Origin of the sequence: Brachybacterium sp. GCM10030267 (assembly GCF_042666875.1) — a bacterium.
In the GTDB taxonomy this organism is placed as follows: domain Bacteria; phylum Actinomycetota; class Actinomycetes; order Actinomycetales; family Dermabacteraceae; genus Brachybacterium.
Map to the genome: position 1 here is coordinate 46,490 of NZ_JBHTCX010000003.1, position 21,175 is coordinate 67,664.

Annotated in this window: 20 protein-coding genes; 7 read left to right on the forward strand and 13 right to left on the reverse strand. The window is 71.7% G+C overall.

Annotated features, from left to right (window positions below; translation table 11 throughout):
- Nucleotides 1-75 precede the first annotated feature (75 nt).
- The 4 genes from ACFQS2_RS02700 to ACFQS2_RS02715 are packed head-to-tail and all read right to left on the reverse strand — an operon-like array spanning nucleotide 76 to nucleotide 3,936.
- On the reverse strand, nucleotides 76-849 hold the full coding sequence (locus ACFQS2_RS02700; RefSeq protein ID WP_377792661.1) for a DUF6320 domain-containing protein: 774 nt from the start codon (nucleotides 847-849) through the stop codon (nucleotides 76-78).
- Entirely contained in the window at nucleotides 846-2,426 is a 1,581-nt protein-coding gene (locus ACFQS2_RS02705; RefSeq protein ID WP_377792662.1) for an alcohol acetyltransferase, read from the reverse strand. Before ACFQS2_RS02705 ends, ACFQS2_RS02700 begins: the two co-directional genes overlap by 4 nt.
- Nucleotides 2,423-3,508, reverse strand: a complete 1,086-nt coding sequence (locus ACFQS2_RS02710) for an alpha/beta hydrolase (RefSeq protein ID WP_377792663.1) — start codon at nucleotides 3,506-3,508, stop codon at nucleotides 2,423-2,425. Before ACFQS2_RS02710 ends, ACFQS2_RS02705 begins: the two co-directional genes overlap by 4 nt.
- Before the next feature lie 8 nt (nucleotides 3,509-3,516).
- Nucleotides 3,517-3,936 (reverse strand): YccF domain-containing protein, encoded by a 420-nt coding sequence (locus ACFQS2_RS02715; protein WP_377015931.1) that lies wholly within the window; start codon nucleotides 3,934-3,936, stop codon nucleotides 3,517-3,519.
- Nucleotides 3,937-4,004: 68 nt separating this feature from the next.
- On the opposite strand from ACFQS2_RS02715, the gene argS reads away from it, so the two are divergent.
- Together argS and ACFQS2_RS02725 are read left to right on the forward strand one after the other, a co-directional pair.
- Entirely contained in the window at nucleotides 4,005-5,789 is a 1,785-nt protein-coding gene (argS, locus tag ACFQS2_RS02720) for an arginine--tRNA ligase (RefSeq protein ID WP_377792664.1), read from the forward strand.
- Nucleotides 5,790-6,069: 280 nt separating this feature from the next.
- Nucleotides 6,070-6,777, forward strand: coding sequence for a lysoplasmalogenase family protein (locus ACFQS2_RS02725; protein WP_377015927.1), 708 nt, complete (start codon nucleotides 6,070-6,072; stop codon nucleotides 6,775-6,777).
- Nucleotides 6,778-6,927: 150 nt separating this feature from the next.
- Here the strand turns inward: ACFQS2_RS02725 and ACFQS2_RS02730 are convergent, their stop codons facing one another.
- The gene (locus ACFQS2_RS02730; protein ID WP_377792665.1) at nucleotides 6,928-7,827 is read right to left on the reverse strand and encodes an alpha/beta hydrolase fold domain-containing protein; all 900 of its coding nucleotides are present in this window, start codon (nucleotides 7,825-7,827) and stop codon (nucleotides 6,928-6,930) included.
- Nucleotides 7,828-7,951: 124 nt separating this feature from the next.
- Here ACFQS2_RS02730 and mtnN point away from each other — a divergent pair, with 124 nt between their 5' ends.
- Nucleotides 7,952-8,683: a 5'-methylthioadenosine/S-adenosylhomocysteine nucleosidase gene (gene mtnN, locus ACFQS2_RS02735; protein WP_377792666.1), complete on the forward strand. Its 732-nt coding sequence runs from the start codon at nucleotides 7,952-7,954 to the stop codon at nucleotides 8,681-8,683.
- 12 nt (nucleotides 8,684-8,695) lie between these two features.
- Here mtnN and ACFQS2_RS02740 read toward each other — a convergent pair whose 3' ends face one another.
- Entirely contained in the window at nucleotides 8,696-9,637 is a 942-nt protein-coding gene (locus ACFQS2_RS02740) for an NAD(P)-dependent oxidoreductase (protein WP_377792667.1), read from the reverse strand.
- A gap of 185 nt (nucleotides 9,638-9,822) precedes the next feature.
- Here ACFQS2_RS02740 and ACFQS2_RS02745 point away from each other — a divergent pair, with 185 nt between their 5' ends.
- Nucleotides 9,823-11,502 (forward strand): alpha/beta hydrolase, encoded by a 1,680-nt coding sequence (locus ACFQS2_RS02745; protein WP_377792668.1) that lies wholly within the window; start codon nucleotides 9,823-9,825, stop codon nucleotides 11,500-11,502.
- Nucleotides 11,503-11,581: 79 nt separating this feature from the next.
- Nucleotides 11,582-12,223, forward strand: coding sequence for a class I SAM-dependent DNA methyltransferase (locus ACFQS2_RS02750; protein WP_377792669.1), 642 nt, complete (start codon nucleotides 11,582-11,584; stop codon nucleotides 12,221-12,223).
- Nucleotides 12,224-12,245: 22 nt separating this feature from the next.
- On the opposite strand, the gene ACFQS2_RS02755 is transcribed toward ACFQS2_RS02750, so the two are convergent.
- Both ACFQS2_RS02755 and ACFQS2_RS02760 read right to left on the reverse strand, forming a co-directional pair.
- Nucleotides 12,246-13,094, reverse strand: a complete 849-nt coding sequence (locus ACFQS2_RS02755) for a sulfurtransferase (protein ID WP_377792670.1) — start codon at nucleotides 13,092-13,094, stop codon at nucleotides 12,246-12,248.
- A gap of 58 nt (nucleotides 13,095-13,152) precedes the next feature.
- Nucleotides 13,153-14,364, reverse strand: coding sequence for an endonuclease/exonuclease/phosphatase family protein (locus ACFQS2_RS02760; protein WP_377792671.1), 1,212 nt, complete (start codon nucleotides 14,362-14,364; stop codon nucleotides 13,153-13,155).
- 349 nt (nucleotides 14,365-14,713) lie between these two features.
- Between ACFQS2_RS02760 and ACFQS2_RS02765 the strand changes: the two genes are divergently transcribed.
- On the forward strand, nucleotides 14,714-15,595 hold the full coding sequence (locus ACFQS2_RS02765; RefSeq protein WP_377015911.1) for an NAD(P)-dependent oxidoreductase: 882 nt from the start codon (nucleotides 14,714-14,716) through the stop codon (nucleotides 15,593-15,595).
- 18 nt (nucleotides 15,596-15,613) lie between these two features.
- On the opposite strand, the gene ACFQS2_RS02770 is transcribed toward ACFQS2_RS02765, so the two are convergent.
- From ACFQS2_RS02770 to ACFQS2_RS02785, 4 genes are read right to left on the reverse strand one after another with little or no spacing between them, the layout of a single operon-like run.
- Nucleotides 15,614-16,138 carry a hypothetical protein gene (locus ACFQS2_RS02770; protein WP_377792672.1) on the reverse strand — a complete coding sequence of 175 codons (525 nt, stop codon included), beginning with the start codon at nucleotides 16,136-16,138 and terminating at the stop codon, nucleotides 15,614-15,616.
- A gap of 1 nt (nucleotide 16,139) precedes the next feature.
- A complete protein-coding gene (locus tag ACFQS2_RS02775; protein WP_377015908.1) occupies nucleotides 16,140-16,460 on the reverse strand; it encodes a hypothetical protein in 321 nt (106 codons plus the stop codon).
- Nucleotides 16,461-16,496: 36 nt separating this feature from the next.
- A complete protein-coding gene (locus ACFQS2_RS02780) occupies nucleotides 16,497-17,918 on the reverse strand; it encodes a proline-rich domain-containing protein (protein ID WP_377792673.1) in 1,422 nt (473 codons plus the stop codon).
- A 1-nt stretch (nucleotide 17,919) separates the two neighbouring features.
- Nucleotides 17,920-19,164 carry an SHOCT domain-containing protein gene (locus tag ACFQS2_RS02785; protein ID WP_377015904.1) on the reverse strand — a complete coding sequence of 415 codons (1,245 nt, stop codon included), beginning with the start codon at nucleotides 19,162-19,164 and terminating at the stop codon, nucleotides 17,920-17,922.
- Between the two features lie 95 nt (nucleotides 19,165-19,259).
- Between ACFQS2_RS02785 and ACFQS2_RS02790 the strand changes: the two genes are divergently transcribed.
- On the forward strand, nucleotides 19,260-20,261 hold the full coding sequence (locus ACFQS2_RS02790) for a bile acid:sodium symporter (RefSeq protein ID WP_377015902.1): 1,002 nt from the start codon (nucleotides 19,260-19,262) through the stop codon (nucleotides 20,259-20,261).
- Between the two features lie 74 nt (nucleotides 20,262-20,335).
- Here ACFQS2_RS02790 and ACFQS2_RS02795 read toward each other — a convergent pair whose 3' ends face one another.
- Nucleotides 20,336-21,169: a class I SAM-dependent methyltransferase gene (locus tag ACFQS2_RS02795; RefSeq protein WP_377015900.1), complete on the reverse strand. Its 834-nt coding sequence runs from the start codon at nucleotides 21,167-21,169 to the stop codon at nucleotides 20,336-20,338.
- Nucleotides 21,170-21,175: the final 6 nt, after the last annotated feature.

Sequence of the window (21,175 nt, forward strand, 5' to 3'; positions counted from 1 at the left end):
CCCGTCCGCGGCGCGCCGCGGGTCACGAAGCACACATATCCGGCGCCGCTCCCCGGGGCACGCGCTGCGACCGCGCTACAGGTGCAGCCGCTTGGCGAGCTCGTGGCGCACCTCCGGCCCGCGGGCGAGCTGGAGCAGCACCAGGGCGACCACGCTCAGCGCGCCGCAGATGGCCGAGGGCAGCGGGGTGGTCACCCACCCGAAGGCGAGGAACCCGATCGGGGCCAGACCCAGCAGCACCGTCAGGCCGCTGTAGACGATGTGCTCGCCGACGGCGATCCGCATCAGCCGGACGGTGATCAGCAGCGCGAGGATGGAGGAGGCGCAGACGATCGGGACCGCGAAGGTCACCGACCAGCCGTGCCACCCGGCGAGGTAGTCCCAGTACACGCAGACCAGGGCGACCAGCACCACGAAGTACACGGTGCTCTTGGCCAGATTGCGCCGGGTGCGCACCGCCGTCAGCACCACGAGCCACATGGCGCTGATGCCCAGCCACACCGAACGCAGCACTCCCATGCGGCCCAGCTCCGCGCTGAACAGCAGCTGCGCGAGGAACGAGGCGATGATGACGGCGATCGAGGTGAGGAACAGCGCCCGGAGCACACGCCGGCGGGAGAACCGCAGGGGCACGGCGGGAAACGGGCTGTCCGGCGCGCGCGTGACGGCGTCGGCACCGCCACCGGCGTCGGCGCCGGCAACGGCCCCGGCACCGGCACCGGCACCGCCACCGCCACCGACGGACGCTCCGGTGCCGACGGGTGCATCGGCGACGGCGGGAGCCGCACACAGCGGGCACCGGTCCCATGCGCCCTCGATGTGGATCCGGCATTCGGGGCACCGCGTCATGATGCGGCCTCCGCGAGGTCGGCTCCGCTCTGCTGCGCCTCCGAGAGCTCGCCCTCGGTCACCCGCGCCGCGGCGACGGTCACGTCGACCCCGGCGCTCGTGAGCAGCCGGGCGAACTCGCGGATGTGGCCGTTCTCGACGAAGGGCGAGGTGAAGCTGAGCGTGAGCAGGCCGGCGTGGGACATGGCGCAGAACTGCGGCCGGACGGCCGAGACGTGGAACAGCATCCGTCGCACCTCCGACTCCGCCGGCTCGGGCAGGCTCACGCGCCCTAGGTTCGAGACGGCGACGGTGAGACCGCGATTGCTGCCCCAGTTCACCGCCCGCAGGATGGCGTCCTTGAGCGGCCGCGGCACGGCTCTCAGTGCGGGCGTGCGTTCGAACCGGATGAAGCCTCGCAGCTTCTCCTCCAGGGCCTCGGGAGTGGCCTGCGCGGCGAACTGGCCCTCCAGCTGCCGGCAGATCGCGCCGAGATCGTCGGCCCCCTCGCCGTAGGTGTGCTCGACCCGGATGGTGGCGAAGAAGTTCCGCGCCGAGGTGGAGGGGAAGAACTGGCGCAGGTTCACCGGCACCGACGCCGCCAGGGTGCGGGCCCTGCCGAGACCGCCCGAGGCCCGGCGCACGGATTCGAAGAACACTGCCGTCAGGTACACCGTCAGCGAGACGTTCTCGGCGCGGGCGAGCTCGAGCACCTGTGTGGCGGGCATGGTCAGCTCGACCGCGCGGGTGCGGTTGTCCGGCGTCCGGGTGCCGCGGACCCGGTGGACCCGCTTCCGCGGTTCTCGTGCGCGGCCTCGCTCCCAGGCCGCGCGGGGTGCTCGCCGTGCCATGTCGGCGACGGTCAGCGCAGCCGGCGCCGCCGCCCGGCTGAAGGCGGACCGGGAGCCGGGCGCGCTGCCGGAACCGGCGTCGGACCGCGAGCTGGACGCGCTCCCGGTGCCGGAGACCGGGCTCTCGCCCCTGCTGCCGTAGTGGCGCCGGCGTCGGCGGAAGTAGTGCGCGAACGAGTCGGTGGTCAGCTCCTGCGCCGGCTCGGGAACGCCCCGGCCGACAGCGGCGGCGTCGGCCGGAGCCGGGCTTCCACCGCCCTCGGCGGGTTCACCTGCCACGGAGTCTCCCCCGGCCGCAGCTGCTTCGTCGGCGGAGCGCTCCTGAGCGCGGTGGCGCAGGCGGACGTACGCCGCGACCAGGTCGGAGAGGAACCACAGGGCGCCGGTGCCGTCGGAGAGCGCATGGAAGACCTCCAGGACGATGCGCCGGTGATGGTGGACCACCCGGAACAGCAGGGTGCGCCGGTCGGCCTGGTATATGGGGGCGCAGGTGGGCTGGTCGTCCGTGGAGACCACCGGCCGCAGGTCGCTGTCCTGGAGGTAGTACCAGAACACGCCGCGCCGCAGCACCGCGTGGTACAGCCGGTAGCGGTCGTAGGTCAGATCCAGCGCGTCCTGCAGCAGCTGCGGGTCCACGTCGTGATCGAGTTCGGCGCTCATGCGGAACACCTTGGGATCGATCTCGCTGCGGGCGGCGAGGAAGATGTTCGAGGCGTTGTCCAGCCGCACCCACGCCTTGCGGCTCACCGCGGGTCCTCCGGGCCGACGGGGTCCGCCGCGGCAGGACCGTCCGCGGTCGCGCTCGCGTCGGTGGAACCGGTGGCGGGCGCGTCCCCGTCGGTGGAGCCGGTGGCGGGCGCGTCCCCGGCCGGCGCGTCCCCGTCGGCCGGATGCTCGCGCAGGAAGTCGTTGATCACCTCATAGGCCTCGCGCAGGGAACGGGAGAAGCGGGGCAGGGTGATGAAGCCGTGCAGGGCCCCGTCCACGCGGTGGAGGCGCACGGTGTTCCCGGCCTCCTGCAGGGCGCGCCCGTAGGCCTCGCCCTCGTCGCACAGCAGGTCCCGCTCGGCGGTGATCAGCAGTGTGGCCGGCTGGCCGCTGAGGTCCTCGGCCATCAGCGGCGAGACGAGCCGGTGGCGGCGCTGGTCGGGATCGGGGACGTAGAGCTCCATGTAGTCCTGGACCTCGGTGTTCGTCAGCCGGTAGTCCTCACCGTGACGGCGCACCGAGGCGAAGGGCGAGGTCTCGGGGTCGTGATCCCAGTGCGTCACCGGATACAGCAGGATCTGCCGTTTCGCGCCACGATGGCCCCTCTCTCGCAGCAGCAGCGAGACGGCGGCGGCGAGGTTGCCGCCGGCGGAATCCCCCACCAGCACGATCCGGTCGGCGTCCTCCAGCCCGAGCCGGCCAGGGTCCTCCAGCAGCTGATGGGCCAGGCGGTAGCAGTCCTCCAGGCCCGCCGGGAACGGGTCCTCCGGGGCGAGCCGGTAGTCCACGGAGGCCACCACGCAGCCGGTGAGGTCCGCCATGGTGGCGCACGCCGGGGTGTAGCTCTCGATGTCCCCGGTGACCCAGCCGCCGCCGTGGAAGAACAGCAGCACGTCCTCGTGCAGCTTCTCCTTCGGCGGGAAGACCCGAACCGGCACCTGATCGCCGCTGCCGCCGGTGTCAGCAGGGCTGCCCGAGAGCGTCTCCCAGGCGGTGCGGTACCGCGGCCCGGGCAGTGAGGCCAGCCGGCGCTGGATCCGTCGCACGCGCTGGTAGTCCTCGCGCATGTCGAGACGGGGCGCGGCGAACAGGCGCAGCACCGCCCGGAACAGAGGATTCACGGCGGCGGTCAGCGAGTGGTGGGCAGCATGGCGGCCCGGGCCGACTCCGAGTCGACGATCTCCTTGCCGAAGGGGAAGCAGGTCACCGGGATCAGCTTGATGTTCGCCCACGCCAGGGGGATGCCGATGATGGTGATGGCCTGGGCGACGGCGGTCAGCACGTGGCCGATCGCCAGCCACCAGCCGGCGATGACGAACCAGATCACGTTGCCGATCGCGCTCGCGGCGCCGCCGCGACGGGTGTCGATCACCTCACGTCCGAACGGCCAGATGACGAAGCCCGCGATGCGGAACGAGGCCAGGCCGAAGGGGATGGTGACGATGAAGATGCAGGCGAGGACCCCGGCCAGCACGTAGCCGAGGAAGAGGGACCAGCCGGCGGTCAGGAGCCAGATGAGGTTCAGGATCAGGGTGATGAGGGTGCGCATGGCGTCAGCCTAGGCACCGGACCTCATCGCGACCAGGGGGATGACCTCACCGCCGCTACCCTGGTCGCATGCCTGCTCCCGAGATCGCGCTGACCGAGCGTTTCCAGTCCGCCTTCGCTGCCGCCTTCGGGCCCGAGTACGCCGACGCGGACCCGATCATCCGTCCCTCCCAGTTCGCGGACTTCCAGTGCAACGCCGCGATGGGCCTGGCCAAGCGCCTGGGGAAGAAGCCGCGCGACATCGCGACCGAGATCCTTGCCGCCGTGGACCTCGAGGACATCGCCGAGACCCCGGAGATCGCCGGGCCAGGCTTCCTGAACATCCGCCTGCGCACGGAGTGGATCGGCGCGCAGGCCGCGGAGCTCGCCACCGACGACCGGCTCGGCATCCCCTCTCCCGAGCAGCCGCAGACGGTCGTGGTCGACTACTCGGCGCCGAACGTCGCCAAGGAGATGCACGTCGGTCACCTGCGCACCACGGTGGTCGGTGACAGCATCGCCCGCACGCTGGAGAAGCAGGGCCACACCGTCGTCCGCCAGAACCACATCGGTGACTGGGGCACCCCCTTCGGCATGCTCATCGAGCACCTGCTGGACGTCGGCGAGGACAGTGCCGAGGCCGGCCTGCTGACCACCGACCCCAACGCCTTCTACCAGGCGGCCCGCGCCAAGTTCGACGCCGCCGAGGCGGAGACCTCGACCGGCGCCTCCGGGGCCGCTGCGGCCGACGGGGAGAACTTCGCCGCCCGTGCCCGCCGCCGGGTGGCCACCCTGCAGTCCGGTGACGAGGAGTCCCTGCGGATCTGGACGCACCTGGTCGAGCTGTCCAAGCAGTACTTCCATCGCATCTACGACATGCTCGACGTGACCCTGAGCGACGAGCACCTCGCCGGGGAGTCCACGTACAACCCGCAGCTCGAGACCGTCTGCCAGGACCTCGAGAACGACGGGATCGCCCGGATCTCCGACGGCGCGCTGTGCGTGTTCCCCGCCGGCTTCACCGGCCGCGACGAGCAGCCGCTGCCGCTGATCATCCGCAAGTCCGACGGCGGCTACGGCTACGCCACCACGGATCTCGCCGCGGTCCGCCACCGCGTGCGCGACCTGGGTGCGGACCGTATCGCCTACGTCGTCGGCTCCGCCCAGGAACTGCACTTCCAGATGGTCTTCACCGCCGCGCGCGAGGCCGGCTGGCTGCCCGAGAGCGTCGAGGCGACTCACGTCAAGATCGGCTCCGTGCTCGGCAGCGACGGGAAGATCCTGCGCACCCGCTCCGGCTCCTCGCTGCGCCTGATGGCACTGCTCGAGGAGGCCGTGGCCACCGCCCGCACCGTCATCGACGAGCTGCGCCCGGACCTCCCCGAGGACGAGCGGGGCCGGATCGCCCATGACATCGGCATCGGCGGGGTCAAGTACGCGGACCTCTCGACGGCGCACGATTCGGACTACACCTTCGACCTCGACCGCATGCTCGCCCTGACCGGCAACACGGCGCCGTACCTGCAGTACGCGGTGGCGCGGATCCGCTCGATCAGCCGCAAGGCCGAGGCCCAGGGCGTGACCGGCGGCGCGAAGCCGCACGTCGAGAACGACGCCGAGCGGGCCCTGGCCCTGCAGCTGCTGGACTTCGGGCAGACCCTGGCCCAGGTCGGCGCGGAGTACGAGCCGCACCGGCTGTGCGGGTACCTCTTCTCCCTCGCCCAGGCGTTCACGTCCTTCTACGACGCCTCGCCCATCCTCCCGGAGCCCGACGACGAGATCCGTGCCGGCCGGCTCGCGCTCGCGCAGCTGACCGAGCGCGTCCTCGTCGAGGGCCTCGAAGCGCTCGGAGTCAACGCGCCCCAGCAGATGTGAACCGCGGCGCACCTCCCGCTCCCGAGCGCAGCGGGGCGGGGCTCGGCGCTTCGGTGACCGCGGCATCCACGGAGCGAGAAAACCGCGTCCACGAGCACATACTTTCCGGACACCCGACAGCAATTCCATCCGGTTCCGGTGCAGGTCGGGGCGGGTCCCCCGCCCGAAAACGACGTCCCGGTCGACCTGTGCCCCGAATGCGTCAGGACGTTACCTAAACGTGCCCCTACCGTTCGTCATATTCCTGGTCCGGAGCCTCCCGGGTTTCTAACCTGGAACAGTGCCGCCGATCCGAACCGCCCACCTCGTGCTGTGGGTGGCGTATGCCCTGACCGCGGGGGTGCACCTCCTCGCCCTGCTCGCGGACTCCGAGCTCCTGCGACGCAGCACGCAGTCGATACTCGCGCCGCTGCTGATCGCAGTGCTGCTGACAGCGATCCCGCATCGCACGCGCAGCACCACGATGATGGTGATCGGGCTGGTGTTCGCCTGGGTGGGCGACAGCCTCAGCCAGCTGGCGCCGCAGGCGGTCCAGCAGATCTCGGTGGGCTGCTTCCTGCTGGCCCTGGTCTGCTACGCCGTGGCGCTGGCCCCGATGTGGAATCGCACCAAGGACACCCTGCGCATCGCCCTGGCGATCCCCTACGGCGGCGTCATGATCGGGTTGTTCGTCGCGTGCGCGGATGGCGCCGGCCCCATGCTGCCCGTGGTGGCCGTCTACGGGCTGGCCCTGGTGACGATGGCTTTCCTGTCCGCCGGTGGCAACGGGCTGACCTGGACCGGAGGCACGTTGTTCATGCTCTCCAGCTCGCTGCTGGCGATGGACTGGTTCCTGCCGGGCGCGGCGATCGCCTACAGCGCGGTGTGGGTGATGGCGACCTACATGGTCGGCCACGCCCTGCTGATCGCGGGCATCATCCAGGCGGTGCCGACGCGCCGCTGGAGCCCCCGCCAGGCGGGTGCGGCTCTCGTCATCGTCGAGAGCTGACCAGCCCCGAGGGGCCGAGCTCGTCAAGGTGCACGAGCGCCTCGAGCGGCCGGCCGGCGCTTGGGCCGGCCGGCGTCGGCGCACGGTCGGCGCTTGGGCCGGCCGGCACCGGCGGACGGCCGGATGCTTGCCCAGAACCGGAGCGCGGGCTCAGGCGGAGCCGAGCGCCCTGCCGATGAGGTCGGACTGCTCACGGTGAAGACGTTCGATGTCCTCACCCCGGCGCGGGATCAGCTGCAGCCCCAGGCGACCGCTGATCTCGCGGTAGGACAGGTCCAGCCCGTTCTCCTCCAGCTGCAGCCGGGCCACGCGCACGTCGGAGAGGAACAGGTCGCGCATGCCCACGCTGAGGTGGACCGGCGGGAGACCCTCCAGGCTCGCGTTGATCGGTGAGAGATCCGGGTCATCCAGCCGGGTGCGGCCGGCATAGCGTCGCGCGGCATCGCGCAGCAGGCGACGCTCATGGACGGGGTCGACCTGGTCGGTCTCGGTGATGCCGGCGTTGGTCAGCTCGAGGTCCAGCCACGGGGACATCGCCACGAGCGCGGCCGGTGCCGGGATCTCGCTGCGCTCGCGCAGACGCCGGGCGATCGCGAAGGCCAGTCCCCCGCCGGCGTGCTGACCGGCCAGCACCCACGGCTGCCCGGCGAGCCGACCGTCGGCGACCAGAGCGGTGAGCACAGCCTCGGCGTCATCGAGGGCGACCGGGTGCTGGTGGTCCGGGGCGTTGCGGTAGTCGACCATCAGCCCGGCGCAGCCGTGGTCGTCGACCTGGCGGGAGAGCCACGCCCAGTCGCTGACGAAGGGACCGGAGACGTAGCCGCCGCCGTGGAGGAAGACGATGATGCCCTTGTCGGCGCGATGCCCGTCGAGCCACACGGTGCGCGTGCGCCCGATCATCTCGTTCTCGACGGCGTGGGCCTTCTGCACCGGGGCCGGGGGCTGGGGGCGGCGGGCCTCCCGCAGCGCCTGATGGGACACCGTCGACGGGATCGGGATGCGACGCACCGCGCGGACTCCTGTCACCACTGCATCTCGGACGCGACCCATGACTGCCTCCTACCTGCGACCCGGAGGTCGCCTCGCTGCGGATGGTGCCAGCCTAACGAACGGGCCGCAGCCCCGCTCCCGCCCCCGGTGCGGGTGCCGGCCGGCAGCCGGGTAACCTGCCGTCATGACGACCTCCTGTGATCCGACCGGGCCGCTGCTGGTGCTCACGGCCATGCCGGAGGAGGCGAGCCCCGTCACGGCCCGCCTCGCCGGGCCCCGCGAGCTGCCGACACCGTTCACCGGGGGCGTCGCTGCGGTGCGCGGCACGCTGGAGGGTCTGGACACCGTGGTGGTGACCACGGGCATCGGCGTCGCGGCCGCGACCGCCGCCGCGACCTGGGGGATCCTCTCCCACCGACCTCGGGCCGTGGTCGCCGCGGGGTCCTGCGGCGGGCTCGCGGCCGACGTCGAGGTCGGCACGCTGATCGTGGGCGAGTCCTTCACGTACTCGATCGCCGACGCCACCGCGTTCGGCTACGCCCCGGGGCAGCTGCCCGGTGGGCCCGAGCGCTTCCTCGCCGAGCCCGGCTGGGTCGACGCGGCAGAGCAGGCGGCCCGGAAGGATCCGGGCGACCCGGGCGTCCGTCGCGGGCTGATGCTGACCGGGGACGCCTTCGTCACCGCTCCCCTGGCGGAGCCCATGCGCCAGCGGTTCCCCGCGGCGCTGAGCGCCGACATGGAGACCACCGCGAGCGCCCGCACCGCGTCCCAGCTGGGGGTGCCGTTCGTCGCCCTGCGGGCCGTCTCGGACCTGTGCGGCCCAGCCGCGGGCCAGCAGTTCCATCTCGAGATCGACCTGGTCGCGGAGATCTCCGCCCGGGCCGTGGCGGAGCTGGCGCGCGACCTCGCCGAGTGAGCGCCGGCGCGCTCAGCGCGAGGCGACGTGCTGGATCTCGGTGCCTTCCACGAGGGCGCGCACGTTGTCGCGGATCCGCTCGTCCGCTCCCACCGGGCGGCCGCCCGCTCCGTGCGGGGTGATCAGCAGCCGCGGGGCGTCCCACAGCGGGTCATCGGCCGGCAGCGGCTCCGGGTCGGTCACGTCGAGACCGGCACTGCCCAGGGTTCCGGCCTCCAGCGCCTCGCGCAGCGCGGCCTGGTCGACCGTGGTGCCGCGACCGACGTTGATCAGCACGGCGTGGTCGGGCAGGGCCGCGAGGACCTCGCGGCCGATGGCGCCGGCGGTCTGCTCGGTGGACGGGAGGATGTCGATGAGCACGTCGACCTCCGGGAGCGCGTCCAGCACGTCCTCGTCGGCGATGACCTCGAAACCGGCCCGGGTTCCCGCGCTGCGGGCGGCGCCGCGCACCTCGGCGCCCAGCGCCGCGAGGGTCGGGGCGAGGTTCTGACCGATCTGGCCGAAGCCCCAGATCAGCACGCGCGCACCGATCAGGGAGGTGATGCGCCCTTCGGGGTGCAGCGGCTGCAGCCCGCCCAGCTCCCGGGACCACTCGTGGCGGGCCTGGGCCTCGGCGGCCTCGGGCAGACGGCGCAGCAGGCTCAGCAGCAGCGCGAGGGCGTGCTCGCTGACCGTCAGCGAGTGCAGGCCTGCTCCGGAGGCGATGACGACGTCCTCCGGGAAGCCCGCGGCGAGGATCCCGTCCACCCCCGCGGAGAGGGACTGGACCAGCTTCAGCTGCCCGAGGTTCTCCGCGGCGGAGCTCAGGTTCCTGCGGGAGGAGCCCCAGACCACGAGCACGTCGGCATCGTGGTGCTCGGCGGGGATCTCGGCGCGGGCGTCGATGACGGCGGACTCCCAGCCCTCCGGCAAGGTGGGGTCCAGCGGGATGGTGTCTGGCAGCAGGATCTTCATGGCCACAGGCTACGGCGTGCCCGGGCCGTCGCGCCCCTGCCGTCCCGGCCCGGGTTCGATACCCTGCCCCCATGGGATCTGGCTCCGCATCGTCCGTGTCGGCCCTCTCGGCGGTCCTCGGTGGCGCCGCGGACGTCGTGCGGGGGGCCACCAGGAGGACCGGCCGACGGATGCGGCGGGCCGCGATGAGCCGCCCGCTGTCGACCGGCGGGTTCCTCGGGGCCTCGATCACCGGGTGGATCTCCACCTCCCCGAGCCTGCTGCCGCGGACCTGGTGGATGTGGACGGCCAACATCGGCTTCTCCCAGATCTACGGCTACGCGACCGGCGTGCTGACCGAGCGGCTGGTGCTGCGGGCCGCCTCCGAGATCGGCCTGCACGTGGAGATCGCAGAGGACCGTCGGCGTCGGGCCCGCGGTCTGGGCGCCGCGGCCCTGATCGGCATCTCCGCCTATTCATGGGTGCGCGGGGTGCTCCGCCAGCGGGAGATCAGCCATCTGGTCCAGCAGGAGCCCAAGAACCTCGCCACGCACATCGTCGGCACGATCGGGGGGCTCTCCGCCTCGTTCGGGACCCTGGTGACGGTGCGCGCCGTGATCGCGACCGCCCACCTGTACCGGGCGCTGCTGCGGCCCTACCTGCCCGCGCGGACCGTGGGCGCGGTCTCCCTGATGCTGACGGCCGCGACCGTCACGGTGCTCGCAGAACGGATCGTCCGCGGGCGGCTGCTCGAGCAGATGATCGAGAGCGCCGAGGCGGCGAACCGTCTGATCTCCCCCGACGTGCCCCGTCCCACCTCGCCCCTGCGCTCGGGCAGCCCGGACTCGCTGGAGTCCTGGCAGTCCCTGGGGGCTCCGGGCCGCAAGATCGTCTCGGCCGGTGCGGGCGCGGACTACATCGCGCGGACCACCGGCCAGGAGGCCATGGAGCCGATCCGGGTCTACGCCGGGAAATCCTCGACCCGCACCCTCGAGCAGACCGTCGACGCCGTGCTCGCCGAGCTGGACCGCACCGGCGCCTGGGACCGGGACGTGCTGGTGTTGTTCACCGGGACCGGTACGGGCTGGCTGCAGGAGTGGTCGCTGTCGGCCATCGAGTTCCTCACCGGCGGGAACTGTGCGACCGCTTCCCTGCAGTACTCGGTCTACACCAGTGCGCTGAGCTATCTGCTCGACGGGCGCTCCCCGCAGCGCGCCGGCCACCTGCTGTTCCATGCGGTGCGCCGCCGTCTGGATCAGATGCCCGAGGAGTCCCGGCCGCGGCTGTTCGTGGCCGGGGAGTCCCTGGGCTCCGTCGGCGGCCACGCGGCGTTCCGCGATGTTCAGGACATGCTGGCCAAGGTCGACGGCGCAGTCTGGACGGGCACACCCAGCTTCACGCCGATCTACCGCGAGATCACCGAGCGCGGCCGACGGGGTGCCCCGGCGATCGCCCCGATCCTGGACAACGGCCGGCGCATCCGCGTGGTCACCCGCCCGCGCGACCTCGAGCACAACTACTGGGGCGGGTTGTACGAGCCGTGGCAGCGCCCGCGCGTGGTCTACGCCCAGCACCCGTCGGATCCGGTGGTCGCCTGGCGGCCGTCCCTGCTGTGGGAGGAACCGGCCTGGCTGCAGGAGCGCGTGGGCCACGACGTCACCCCCGCCATGCGCTGGTTCCCGTGGATCACGTTCTGGCAGATCGCCGCCGACATGCCGCTGTCGATCAAGGTCACCGGCGGCCACGGCCACTCCTACCACGAGGAGATGGTGCCCATCTGGGCCGCGGCGCTCGGGGAGGACGCGAGCTCGGCGGACCGTACGGCCCGGCGCCGCCGCCACCTCGCCATCATCGAGGCGATCCGGGAGATCCACCCGGGCACGTGAGCGCCTGGCTCGCCCGCAAGCCGTCCCGGAGAACGCCCTACTCGTTCAGTGCCTGGCGCGGGCGGCTACTGTGACGCTCATGCCCGAGAGCTGGCTGTCCGAGACCCGCGCCTCCTACGACGCCGATGCGACCGGTTATGCGCGCACTGTCGACGGTCTGCTGCAGCGACGGCCCCATCTGCGCGGCGGCCTGGCGATGTTCGCCGAATCGGTGCGCGAGAGCGGGAGCGGGACCGTGGCCGACATCGGTTGCGGACCGGGCTACGTCACCGACCATCTTCACCGCCTCGGGATCGACACCGTCGGCATCGATCTCTCCCCCGCGATGGTCGATATCGCCCGGCACCGATACCCGCATCTGCGATTCGAGGTGGGTTCGATGACCGATCTGGCGCTGAGCGAGGAATCCATGGCCGGTCTCGTGGCGTTCTGGTCCGTGATCCATATCCCCGATCACGCTGTCCCCGGCGTGTTCGCGCAGTTCCGCCGAGTGCTGCGCCCGGCCGGCCCGCTGCTGGTCGGCTTCCACGTGGGCGAGGGGACGCACCACTCCTCACAGGGCTACACGGGCCGTCAGATCTCCGTGGACAGCCACCACCGCCCGCTGAGCCGCGTCTCTGGGTGGTTGCGGGACGCCGGGTTCACGGTCGAGGCCGAGCTGCTCCTGCGACCGGACGACGAGATACCGGGAGCGATGGTCTTCGCGCGCAGAGGAGCCTGAAAGCTCGGAGCACATCCGCGGGTCAGGGATTCGGCCCCGTGGCGACCGGGCGAGAGTCGTCGGCGCTCCACTGCGACCAGGAGCCGGGGAACATCCGCACCTTCCCGAATCCGGCGCGCTGCAGGGCCAGGACGTCGTGGGTGGCGTTCACGCCGGAGCCGCAGTAGACGATGGCCTCACCCTCGGGCCGCACTCCCGCCGCGGTGTACCGCTCGGCGAGGTCCTCGGGCGGCAGGAAGCGCCCGTCCTCCCCGAGGTTCCCGGTGAAGGGCAGGTTCACCGCGCCCGGGATGTGCCCGGCGCGGGGGTCGATGGGCTCGCTGTCGCCGCGGTAGCGCTCGGCGGGCCGCGCGTCGATGACCACGGCGCCTCCGGCAGCGACCTCGTCGGCGGTGGCGATCGCGTCGGCCGGCCACGGGCGTGCCGGCACGTCGCCGGGCGCAGGGTGCTCGTCGGCGGTGCTCAGCTCGCCGTCCCAGGCGGCCAGGCCGCCGTCGAGCATGGCCGCCTCATGGCCCAGGGCGCGCAGCATCCACACCAGGCGTCCGGCGGGGGCGCCGCCGGAGTCGTCGTAGCCGATCACCACGGAGTCCGCCGTCACGCCGGCGCGGCGCAGCGAGGCCGCGAACTCCTCCGGGTCGGGCAGCGGATGGCGGCCGGCGTCGGGCCGGGGAGGTGCCGACAGCTCGGTATCGAGGTCGATGTACACGGCCCCGGGCAGATGCCCCTCGAGGTAGGTGTGGTGGCCCTTGGAACCGTCGAGTGCCCACCGCACGTCGAGCAGATGGACGGGAGGGCCCTGGTCCGCGCCCCGGTCGAGGAGCTCGTGGAGCTGGGCGACGTCGATGATCGGGTCGAGCGCAGGTGCCATGCCGCCGATCCTCCGTGCGCGGGCCGAGCCATGGAGCGGCGGCCCGTGGTGTGTCAGCTCAGGAACGCACCTGGATGTCGAGGCGCACCAGGCGGTGGTCCGAGGTGGGGAAGGGGTATTCACCGGTCAGCTCGCTGCCGGGCGCACCCTGCTCGGGCCAGAACACGGCGGAGGAGACGACCTGGAGGTTCTTCTCCGGCAGGACGTAGTCGACGCGCAGGTTGCCCGGGCTCGGGTCGTCCGAGAAGTCGGCGGTGTCGAACTGAGGGTCACTGGAGTGGCCAGCATTCGCCCCACCCTGCAGCTCGGCGGCCTCGACCGCCCCGCTGCTGCGCGGCTTCGGATCCTGGATGCGGGGATGCGAGAGCAGCTGGTCGATCGCGCCCGGCCAGGAATCGCCGTCGGCCGGATCGGAGTTGTAGTCGCCCAGGATCACGAACTTCTCCTGCGGGGCGAGGCCTCCGCGCTTGCCCTCATCGTCCACGATCCACTGCGAACGGCTGCCGGGGCTGAGATAGTCGGCCCACAGGCGGATCTCATCGCTGTTGCGGCGCTGATTGCGCTTCTCCGGACCGTCGAAGCTCGGCGGCGTCGGGTGCGCCGCGAGCACGTGGAGCGTCGAGTTGCCGACCCGCACCGGCACGTCCCAATGGGACTTGGAGCTCAGACGCAGCTCGGCGGCGACCTCTTCGCCGTAGAACTCGGTGGGCAGCAGGTTGCTCGGCATGTCGGCCCAGCGGAGATTCTGGAAGGTGCGCACCTGGTCGGTGAGGATCGGGTGCCGGGAGAGGATGACCATCCCGTACTGGCCGGGGAACTCACCGAAGCCCCATGCGTCGTCCGGGCCGCCGACGGTGCCGTCGGCGTTGAGGTCGTACCCGCTGGCGACCCCGGTGTTGACCGGAGCGGTGAAGGCGTAGGGGTAGTAGACCGGGGTGCGCCCGTTCTGGCCGACCTCGAGATAGTTGCTGCGGAAGAGATCGATTCCCTGCTGCTGATCGTCATGATCGAACTCGTTGATCAGCAGCACATCGGGATTGTTGGTCTGGATGACCTCGGCGACCGCGCGGATCTGCTCGTCCTCGCCGGTCTCCAGGTCCGCCAGGAGCTCTCCGGCGGCAGCCCGGTTCAGCGAAGCGTTGTAGGTGGCCACCCGCAGCTGCTCGATGCGCTCACCGCGACGGGCCGGCTGCTGCCCGGCGTAGGCAGTAGCTGCCGGCAGGCTGAGGCCTGCCGCGGCGGCTACGGCGATCGCTCGGCGTCGGCTCATGCGCGGTGTCATGGTCTCCATTGTGCATGCTGGTCCGCGCGAGCGACACCTGATGTGGACGATCACTCCTCCCCATCCAGTCTCCCGCTCGGACGGAAACGCCCCTGGACAGGGCGTTTTCCCCGTCTTCAGGTCGCGGCTTCGTGTCAGACAGACATGCGCGTGTCCCGGCGGGTCTCCGACGGGCCCGCGCGGATCCCGCCGGACTTCCGGACCGAGGACGGCGACGACCCTCCCCCTGCGGCCTTCGACCGGCCTCCTGCCGTGACCCTCCGGTCGGCCATCCGCCCACCGGCGAGAGACGCAGCCGCCCCTGACAGCGCCGGGATCGCAGTGCCAGACTGGACGCATGAGAATCGCGTTCCTGGGCACCGGCCGTATGGGCACCGAACTGGCCCTCCACCTGATCCCCGATCATCAGCTCACCGTCTGGAACCGCACGCGGGAGAAGACCGCCCGCCTCGCCGACGCCGGGGCCGCGGTGGCCGAGAGCCCGTCGGAGGCGGTCGACGGAGCCGAGGTCGTGATCACCGCGCTGTTCGGTCCCGACACCGTCCGCGAGACCGTGACCGGCCCCGGTCTGATCCCGGCGGGCGTCCCCTGGGTGGACACCACCACCGTCTCCCCCGCTGACGCCGACGAGTTCGCCGCGGCCGTCCCCACCTACGTGGCCGTGCCGATCCTGGGCACCCTGGGCCCCGCCCGCAACGGCACCCTCGGCGTCTACGTCGGCACCCCGGACGACGCGCTGCGCGCGCAGGTCACGGAGCTGGTGGCGCCGTGGGCGGACCCGGAGCGCCTGCACGGCGTCGAGTCCGGTCGCCGGGCCGCCACCGGCAAGCTGCTGGCGAACCTGGCGCTCGCGGTGACAGCGCAGGGACTGCGCGAAGCACTGGCCCTGGGAGAGGCGGCGGGCGCCACGGACGAGGAGACCCTCGAGATGCTCGGCTCGACCGGGCTCGCGGTCATCGCCGGGATGAAGGGCCCGTTCGTGCGCGGGGAACGCAGCACCGAGGGTGGAGACTTCTCCGCGAATGCGATCGCCAAGGACACCCGGCTCATGATCGACACGGTCACCTCCGCGTCGGCCGACGGGCCCGCACGACCCGGCTCCGATCTGCCCGCACTGCGCGGGGCGCTGGCCTCCCTGGAGGCGGAGATCGCCGCCGACCACGGCGAGCACGACTTCTCGACGATGCTGCTGCCGAGGGCCGAGCCCACCGGGCAGTGACGGCTTCGGGCCGCCGGCTCAGAGACCGACGGCGCTCAGCACCGCCCGCGCTGTCTGCTCGGGAGTCGCGGCGACGGGAACGGAGACGTCCTCCACGTGGGCGGCGTCGAGGATCTCGGTGAGCTCGTCGAAACGCTCCAGATGCCAGTCCAGGCCGTCCGGGTCGAGCTCGTGGCGCCGGTGCAGCCGGGCACGGACCAGGTCACGCGGCGCCTGCAGCCGCACCACCGTCAACGGGCACCCCATCGCGTCCTCGTAGTGCGTCCGGTCCGCGTGACGCTCGAGCACGCCGGCGGCGACCAGCACTCGCGCCCCGGCGTCCCGGTAGTTCACGGAGACGGCGCGCAGGTTCGCCAGCTCGAGCCGGCCGTGGAAGCGGTCGCCGTCGGGAGCGGGCCAGCAGCGCCGCAGCCCGTCCAGGTCGATTCCCGCCCCGGGCACGCCGCGGCGGGCGAGTTCGCTGCCGACGGCGTCGGTCACCGTGGTCTTGCCGACGCCGACGGCACCGGTGATCAGCAGGGCGCGCGCCGAGGGAGAGCCCATCTCAGTCCACCGTGATCCGGCGGACCCTCTTGAGGTGGTCGGTGGAGTTGTTCCCGCTCATGGTGCGGGACTTCTGGCGGTTGTTGGTGCCGACCTTCGCGTCGCGCTGCTTGAGGTTGCCGACGGAGACCTCGGTCTCCTTCTCGAAGTGGTGGCGCTTGTCGGTGTTGCGGTAGTAGCGGTAGATGCCGCCGTAGACCGCGGCGAACACGGCCGGCCCCGCCAGGAACGGGAAGGACAGGCCGATGACCCGGGAGTCCCCGTCGGCCAGCAGCATCGTGGTCGCCGGATCCCCGGCCAGCTCAGCGAGCAGTGGCAGCATCGTCTCGGCTCCTTTCCTCATCCATTCTCGACACCCTCATCCTGCGAAGAACCAGCCGAAGCCGACGACGGCGCCGACCGCCGCGGCGACGCTGCCGGCCAGGCACGCGACCGCGAAGATCTTCGGATGCGAGACCGGCACCGACCCCATGGTGTTGCCGTTGCGCGCATTGACGGCGATGTAGTGGGTCAGCGAGTTCTCGCCCTTGGCGGAGTCCGCGTAGCTGTACAGCCACACCGGCACGTACACCGCCACCCAGCGGGTCCCGTGCACGGCGACGCCCTCCTGCTCCCAGCGCACGCCGCGGTCGTACCGGCCGATGGTCGGCAGCGCCTTCGCCCGCGCGATGGCCAGGAACTTGTCCTCCACCGCGTCATCGACGTCCTGCACGTCGAGGTCGCGGCGCTCGGAGGTGAACCCCTTGAGGTAGTTCGAGTTGTAGGCGACCGCGTTCTCCGTGTCGTACGGCTGGACGGCGTTGAGGATGTTGTTGGTCGCCTGGGAGTTGTCGCGAGCGTTGAAGCGCTGGGCGGATTCCACCGTCAGGTCGTCCACGAGCAAGTCGAAGGCACGCTGGACGTTGTAGACGTCGGCGTCGTAGTAGGTCTCGGTGACGTAGTTGTCCTTGCCGACCCGGCGGCGCACCGTGTACTGGCGCGTCGTGACCTCGCCGGTGCCGCCGAGGACGGCGTGCATGTTCCCGTCGACGACCATGTACGGGATGTACACGCCCATCACGTTGTCGGGCACGAACTCCTGCTTGAAGCGGCCGTGCGCGAAGGCCTTGCGCTTGCCGGCGAACTCGTCGATCCGCTCGATGGCCTGCTCGCGGGTGAGCTCGAAGGGCAGCACCGCGTCGGGGACCGCGCCGTTGGGGATCTGGGTGTTGACGGACAGAGTCTGACGGCACCAGTGGCAGCGGGCCTGCAGCTCCTGGTCGACGTTGATGACGACTTCCGCGCCGCAGCCCTGGCATTTCAGGGTGACCACAGAGACGTCCTCACGGATGTCCGCCGTGCCCGAGGCCATGGTGTGGCCCTGCAGCTCCGCGATCGAGGAATCCAGGCCAAAGGCCTGCTCGGCGTTGTCCTCGTTCCACTGATGGCGGCAGTACGCGCAGACCAGCGCCTTGGCGCTCAGTGAATACTTGATGTCCGTGCTGCCGCAGCGGGGGCACTTGCTCAGTCCGTCGCTGCGGCCCGAGCTGGTGTCGATGATCCGGTGTGCGGCGTGCTGGCGCGCGGCCTCCGTCGCTCCGGCGATCTGATCGTCACCGAGCATCTGCGCAGGGGACTTCCCCTGCTGCGGCGGCCCGGACTGCTGGGGGGAGCCGGACTGGTGCGGCGGCCCGGCCTGCTGCGGCGGCCCCTGCACGGCCGGCTCCCGCCCGCTCTCGGCGGGTGGCCGGGCGGGCTGGTCCGGGCGCGCCCACTCCGGGTGCTCGGGAGGTACGGACATCTCAGAGACCGAGGGCGGCCTTCTTCGCCGCGTCGTAGTCCTCCTGAGTGATCAGGCCCTGATCCAGCATCTCCTTGTACTGGGCGAGCTTGGCCACCGGATCCTCCTGCTGCGGCGCTGCCTGCTGGCCGCCCTGAGGCGCCTGCTGGCCGCCCTGCTGCGGGGCGCCGCCCTGGGGCGCACCCTGCGCCGGGCCGCCCTGCTGCCCGGGCGGCGCCCAGGGCTGTGCCGGGTTCACCAGGCCGCCGGTGGCTCCCATGCCGGCACCGAACATGGCCAGCCCGGCGCCGCCGCCGTTCTCGCCGGCGTTCTCCACGCCGCGGGCCACGGACTGATTGAGGAAGGACTGCGAGCGGGCACCGGAGAGGGCGTCGGCCTTCTGCACGTCGGTGAGCAGCTCACGGGTGCGCTGGTCGTACTCGATCGAGGCGATGGCGGTCTTGACGATGGCCAGGCCGCGGTCCGTGGACCAGCGGTAACCCTCCTCGACGGCGGCGGAGAGGGACTGGGCGAAGCCCACCGAGTCACCCTGGATGCGGGAGATGCGGTTGCCCTTGTCCGGATCGTTCGTGTAGCGCGAGAACGCCTGGGCGAGGGAGCCGACGACCTCGCGGAACAGCTGGTTGCCGGCGGCGTTGTCCGGATCGGAGAAGTCGAAGACGGGGGCGTTCGGGCCGATGAAGGTGGCAGGCACGAAGTTGTGCACGAACAGCAGCGGGTCGATGATCCGCATCGTGTAAGAGCCGCGCGCGACAGCGCCCACCTGGGCGTTGAGGTAGGCGTCGTCCCAGTAGATCTCCGACTGGGTGCCGAACTTGTTGTCCGGGATCTCCTTGAGGCTGACGTAGAAGCCGAGCTGCTGCGAAGTGGGCCGGCCGCCGAACTTGAAGCGCTCCCAGGACATGCCGACGGTGGAGGCGAGGATGCCGTCGTCGGCGAACACGGACCGCGAGTCCGGGGACTGATCATTGAACTCGTAGCCGCCGGCCTCGGTGATCAGGCCCGTGGCCCGCCCGTCGACCACGGTGATCAGACCGTAGCCCTGGGGCACGAGGATCCGTGAGCCATTGGTGATGACGTTCTCCGAGCCGCGGACGTTGGAGCCGCGACCGGCATTGGTGCCGCGCGGCACGGCCGGGAACAGCGCCGCGGTCTGCGGCAGCCCGTTCGGGACGGTGAGGAAGTCCTGCCATTGGTCGGCGAACATCCCGCCGATCGCGCCTTTGAATGCCTGGATGAATCCCATGTGAGCTCCTTCGTCGCCCCCGGACGTGTGACGGGAGACATGCTATCCCGTGCCCCCGAACGCCCCCTGAGCCGCTCGCACTACCGTAGCGACCCATGGACGGGAGCCGAGGTGTCGAGCCCCGCGAGCGGAACGCGCGCGGTGCGACGAGCACGCTCGCGGCCTGGGCCGGCCGTCTCGAGCGTCGCCAGGTGCCGATCTATCTCGCGGCGATCGCGGTCGGCGCCGTCCTCGGCGCCCTGCTGCCCCGCGCCGCTGGAGCGATGGAGACCGCGGTCGAGCCGTCCATCGCGGCCCTGCTGCTGGTCACTTTCCTCGGGGTGCCGCTGACACGCTTCCGGGTCTCTGTGGCCGACGGCCGCTTCCTCGCGGCGCTCCTGGTCCTGAACTTCGTCGTCGTCCCCGTGGTGGTCTGGGCGATCACGCGTCCGCTGGCCGCCTCCCCGGCTCTGCTGATCGGTGCTCTGCTGGTGCTGCTGGCCCCGTGCATCGACTACGTCATCGTCTTCACCGCCCTGGCCGGCGGCGACCGGGAGCGTCTGCTCGCCGCGACTCCGGTGCTGATGCTCGCCCAGATGCTCGCGCTGCCGGTGCTGGTGCCGCTGCTCGGCGGCGGCGCGAGCGGTGTCGCGGATCTGATCGACGTCGGCCCGTTCATACGCGCTCTCGTCCTGCTGATCCTGCTGCCGCTGGCAGCCGCGATGCTGATCCAGCGCGTCGCACCGCGCTGGGATCTCTCGGCGACGATGGTGCCGCTGATGGTGCTGGTCCTCGTCACGGCGGTCGGCTCCCAGGTCCCCTTGATCCGCACCGGTGGGGTGCAGCTGCTGGCGCTGGTGCCCGTCTATGCGGCCTTCCTCGTCCTCGCCACGGCAGCGGGCCTGCTCCTCTCGCGCGTGGCCCGCCTCGAGGTGCGCGCGGCGCGGGCGCTCACCTTCTCCGGTGCCACTCGCAATTCGCTGGTGGTCCTCCCGCTGGCCCTGGCGATGCCTGCGCAGCTGGCGCTGGTCCCGGCGGCGGTGGTCACGCAGACGGTCGTGGAGCTCGTGGGCATGGTGGTGCTGGTGCGGGTGCTGCCGCGACTGCTGAAGGGGTGAGTCGGCTCGCGATGGGAGCTTCTGTCCCGTCGAGACCCTCTCAGTGGTCGCTATGACCCTCGGTCAGCGACAACTCAGGCGGTCTCGACGGGGACGACGGCGGACACGAGCACGGCGGAGACGGGGAAGGCGAGCGTGGCGCAGGAGATGCCTGGTGCGTCGGCCACGCCACCTCCGCCATCCGTGGCGTACGCGCTCCACAGCTCCCGCGCTCGCCGCTCGATGGCGGCGCGGACCTCTGGCTTCTGGGCGCGGTGAGTTTGGCCAGGGGTGGCGACGCCTCCCGCGATCCCGGCCATGAGGTCGTCGGCGGTGATGTGCCAGGTCCAGGTGATCTCCTCGGCGCTCTCGACGCGCAGCCCGGCACCACGCGCCAGGTCTGCCAGGCCGTGCGGCGTGCGCGGGAAGTCGAGCTCCGGAGGAAGGCGCGTGCTCGCGACGGGCACGGCACCCGCGTTCCGGGCGGCCTGCCCATACGCCGCGAGATGGGGCCCGGGCTCGGCCGGCCAGATGGTCATGGCGAGCCGTCCTCCGGGTGTCGCGACCCGCGCGAGCTCCGCGATGGTGGCTCGGGGCTCCGGTACGTGGTTGACGACGAAGTTGGCGGTGACCGCGTCGAATACCGCGTCCGGCAACGGCAGTCCCGGGGCCCCGGCCCCCACGACGCTCACGCCCGCGCCGTCGGCCTCGACCGTCCGACGGGTCAGCGCCACCATGTCGGGCTCCGGGTCCGCCGCGACCACCCGCCGCCCGGCCCGGGCCGCGGCGAGCGCGAGATCACCGGTCCCGCAGCCGACGTCGAGATGCGAGACGGCCGGTGCCGTGGCCTCCAGCAGAGCGGGCACGGCGCCCCTGCAGAGGGTCGCGAACGACCACCGGTACGCCTCTGCCACGCCGTCCCATGCCATGGCTCC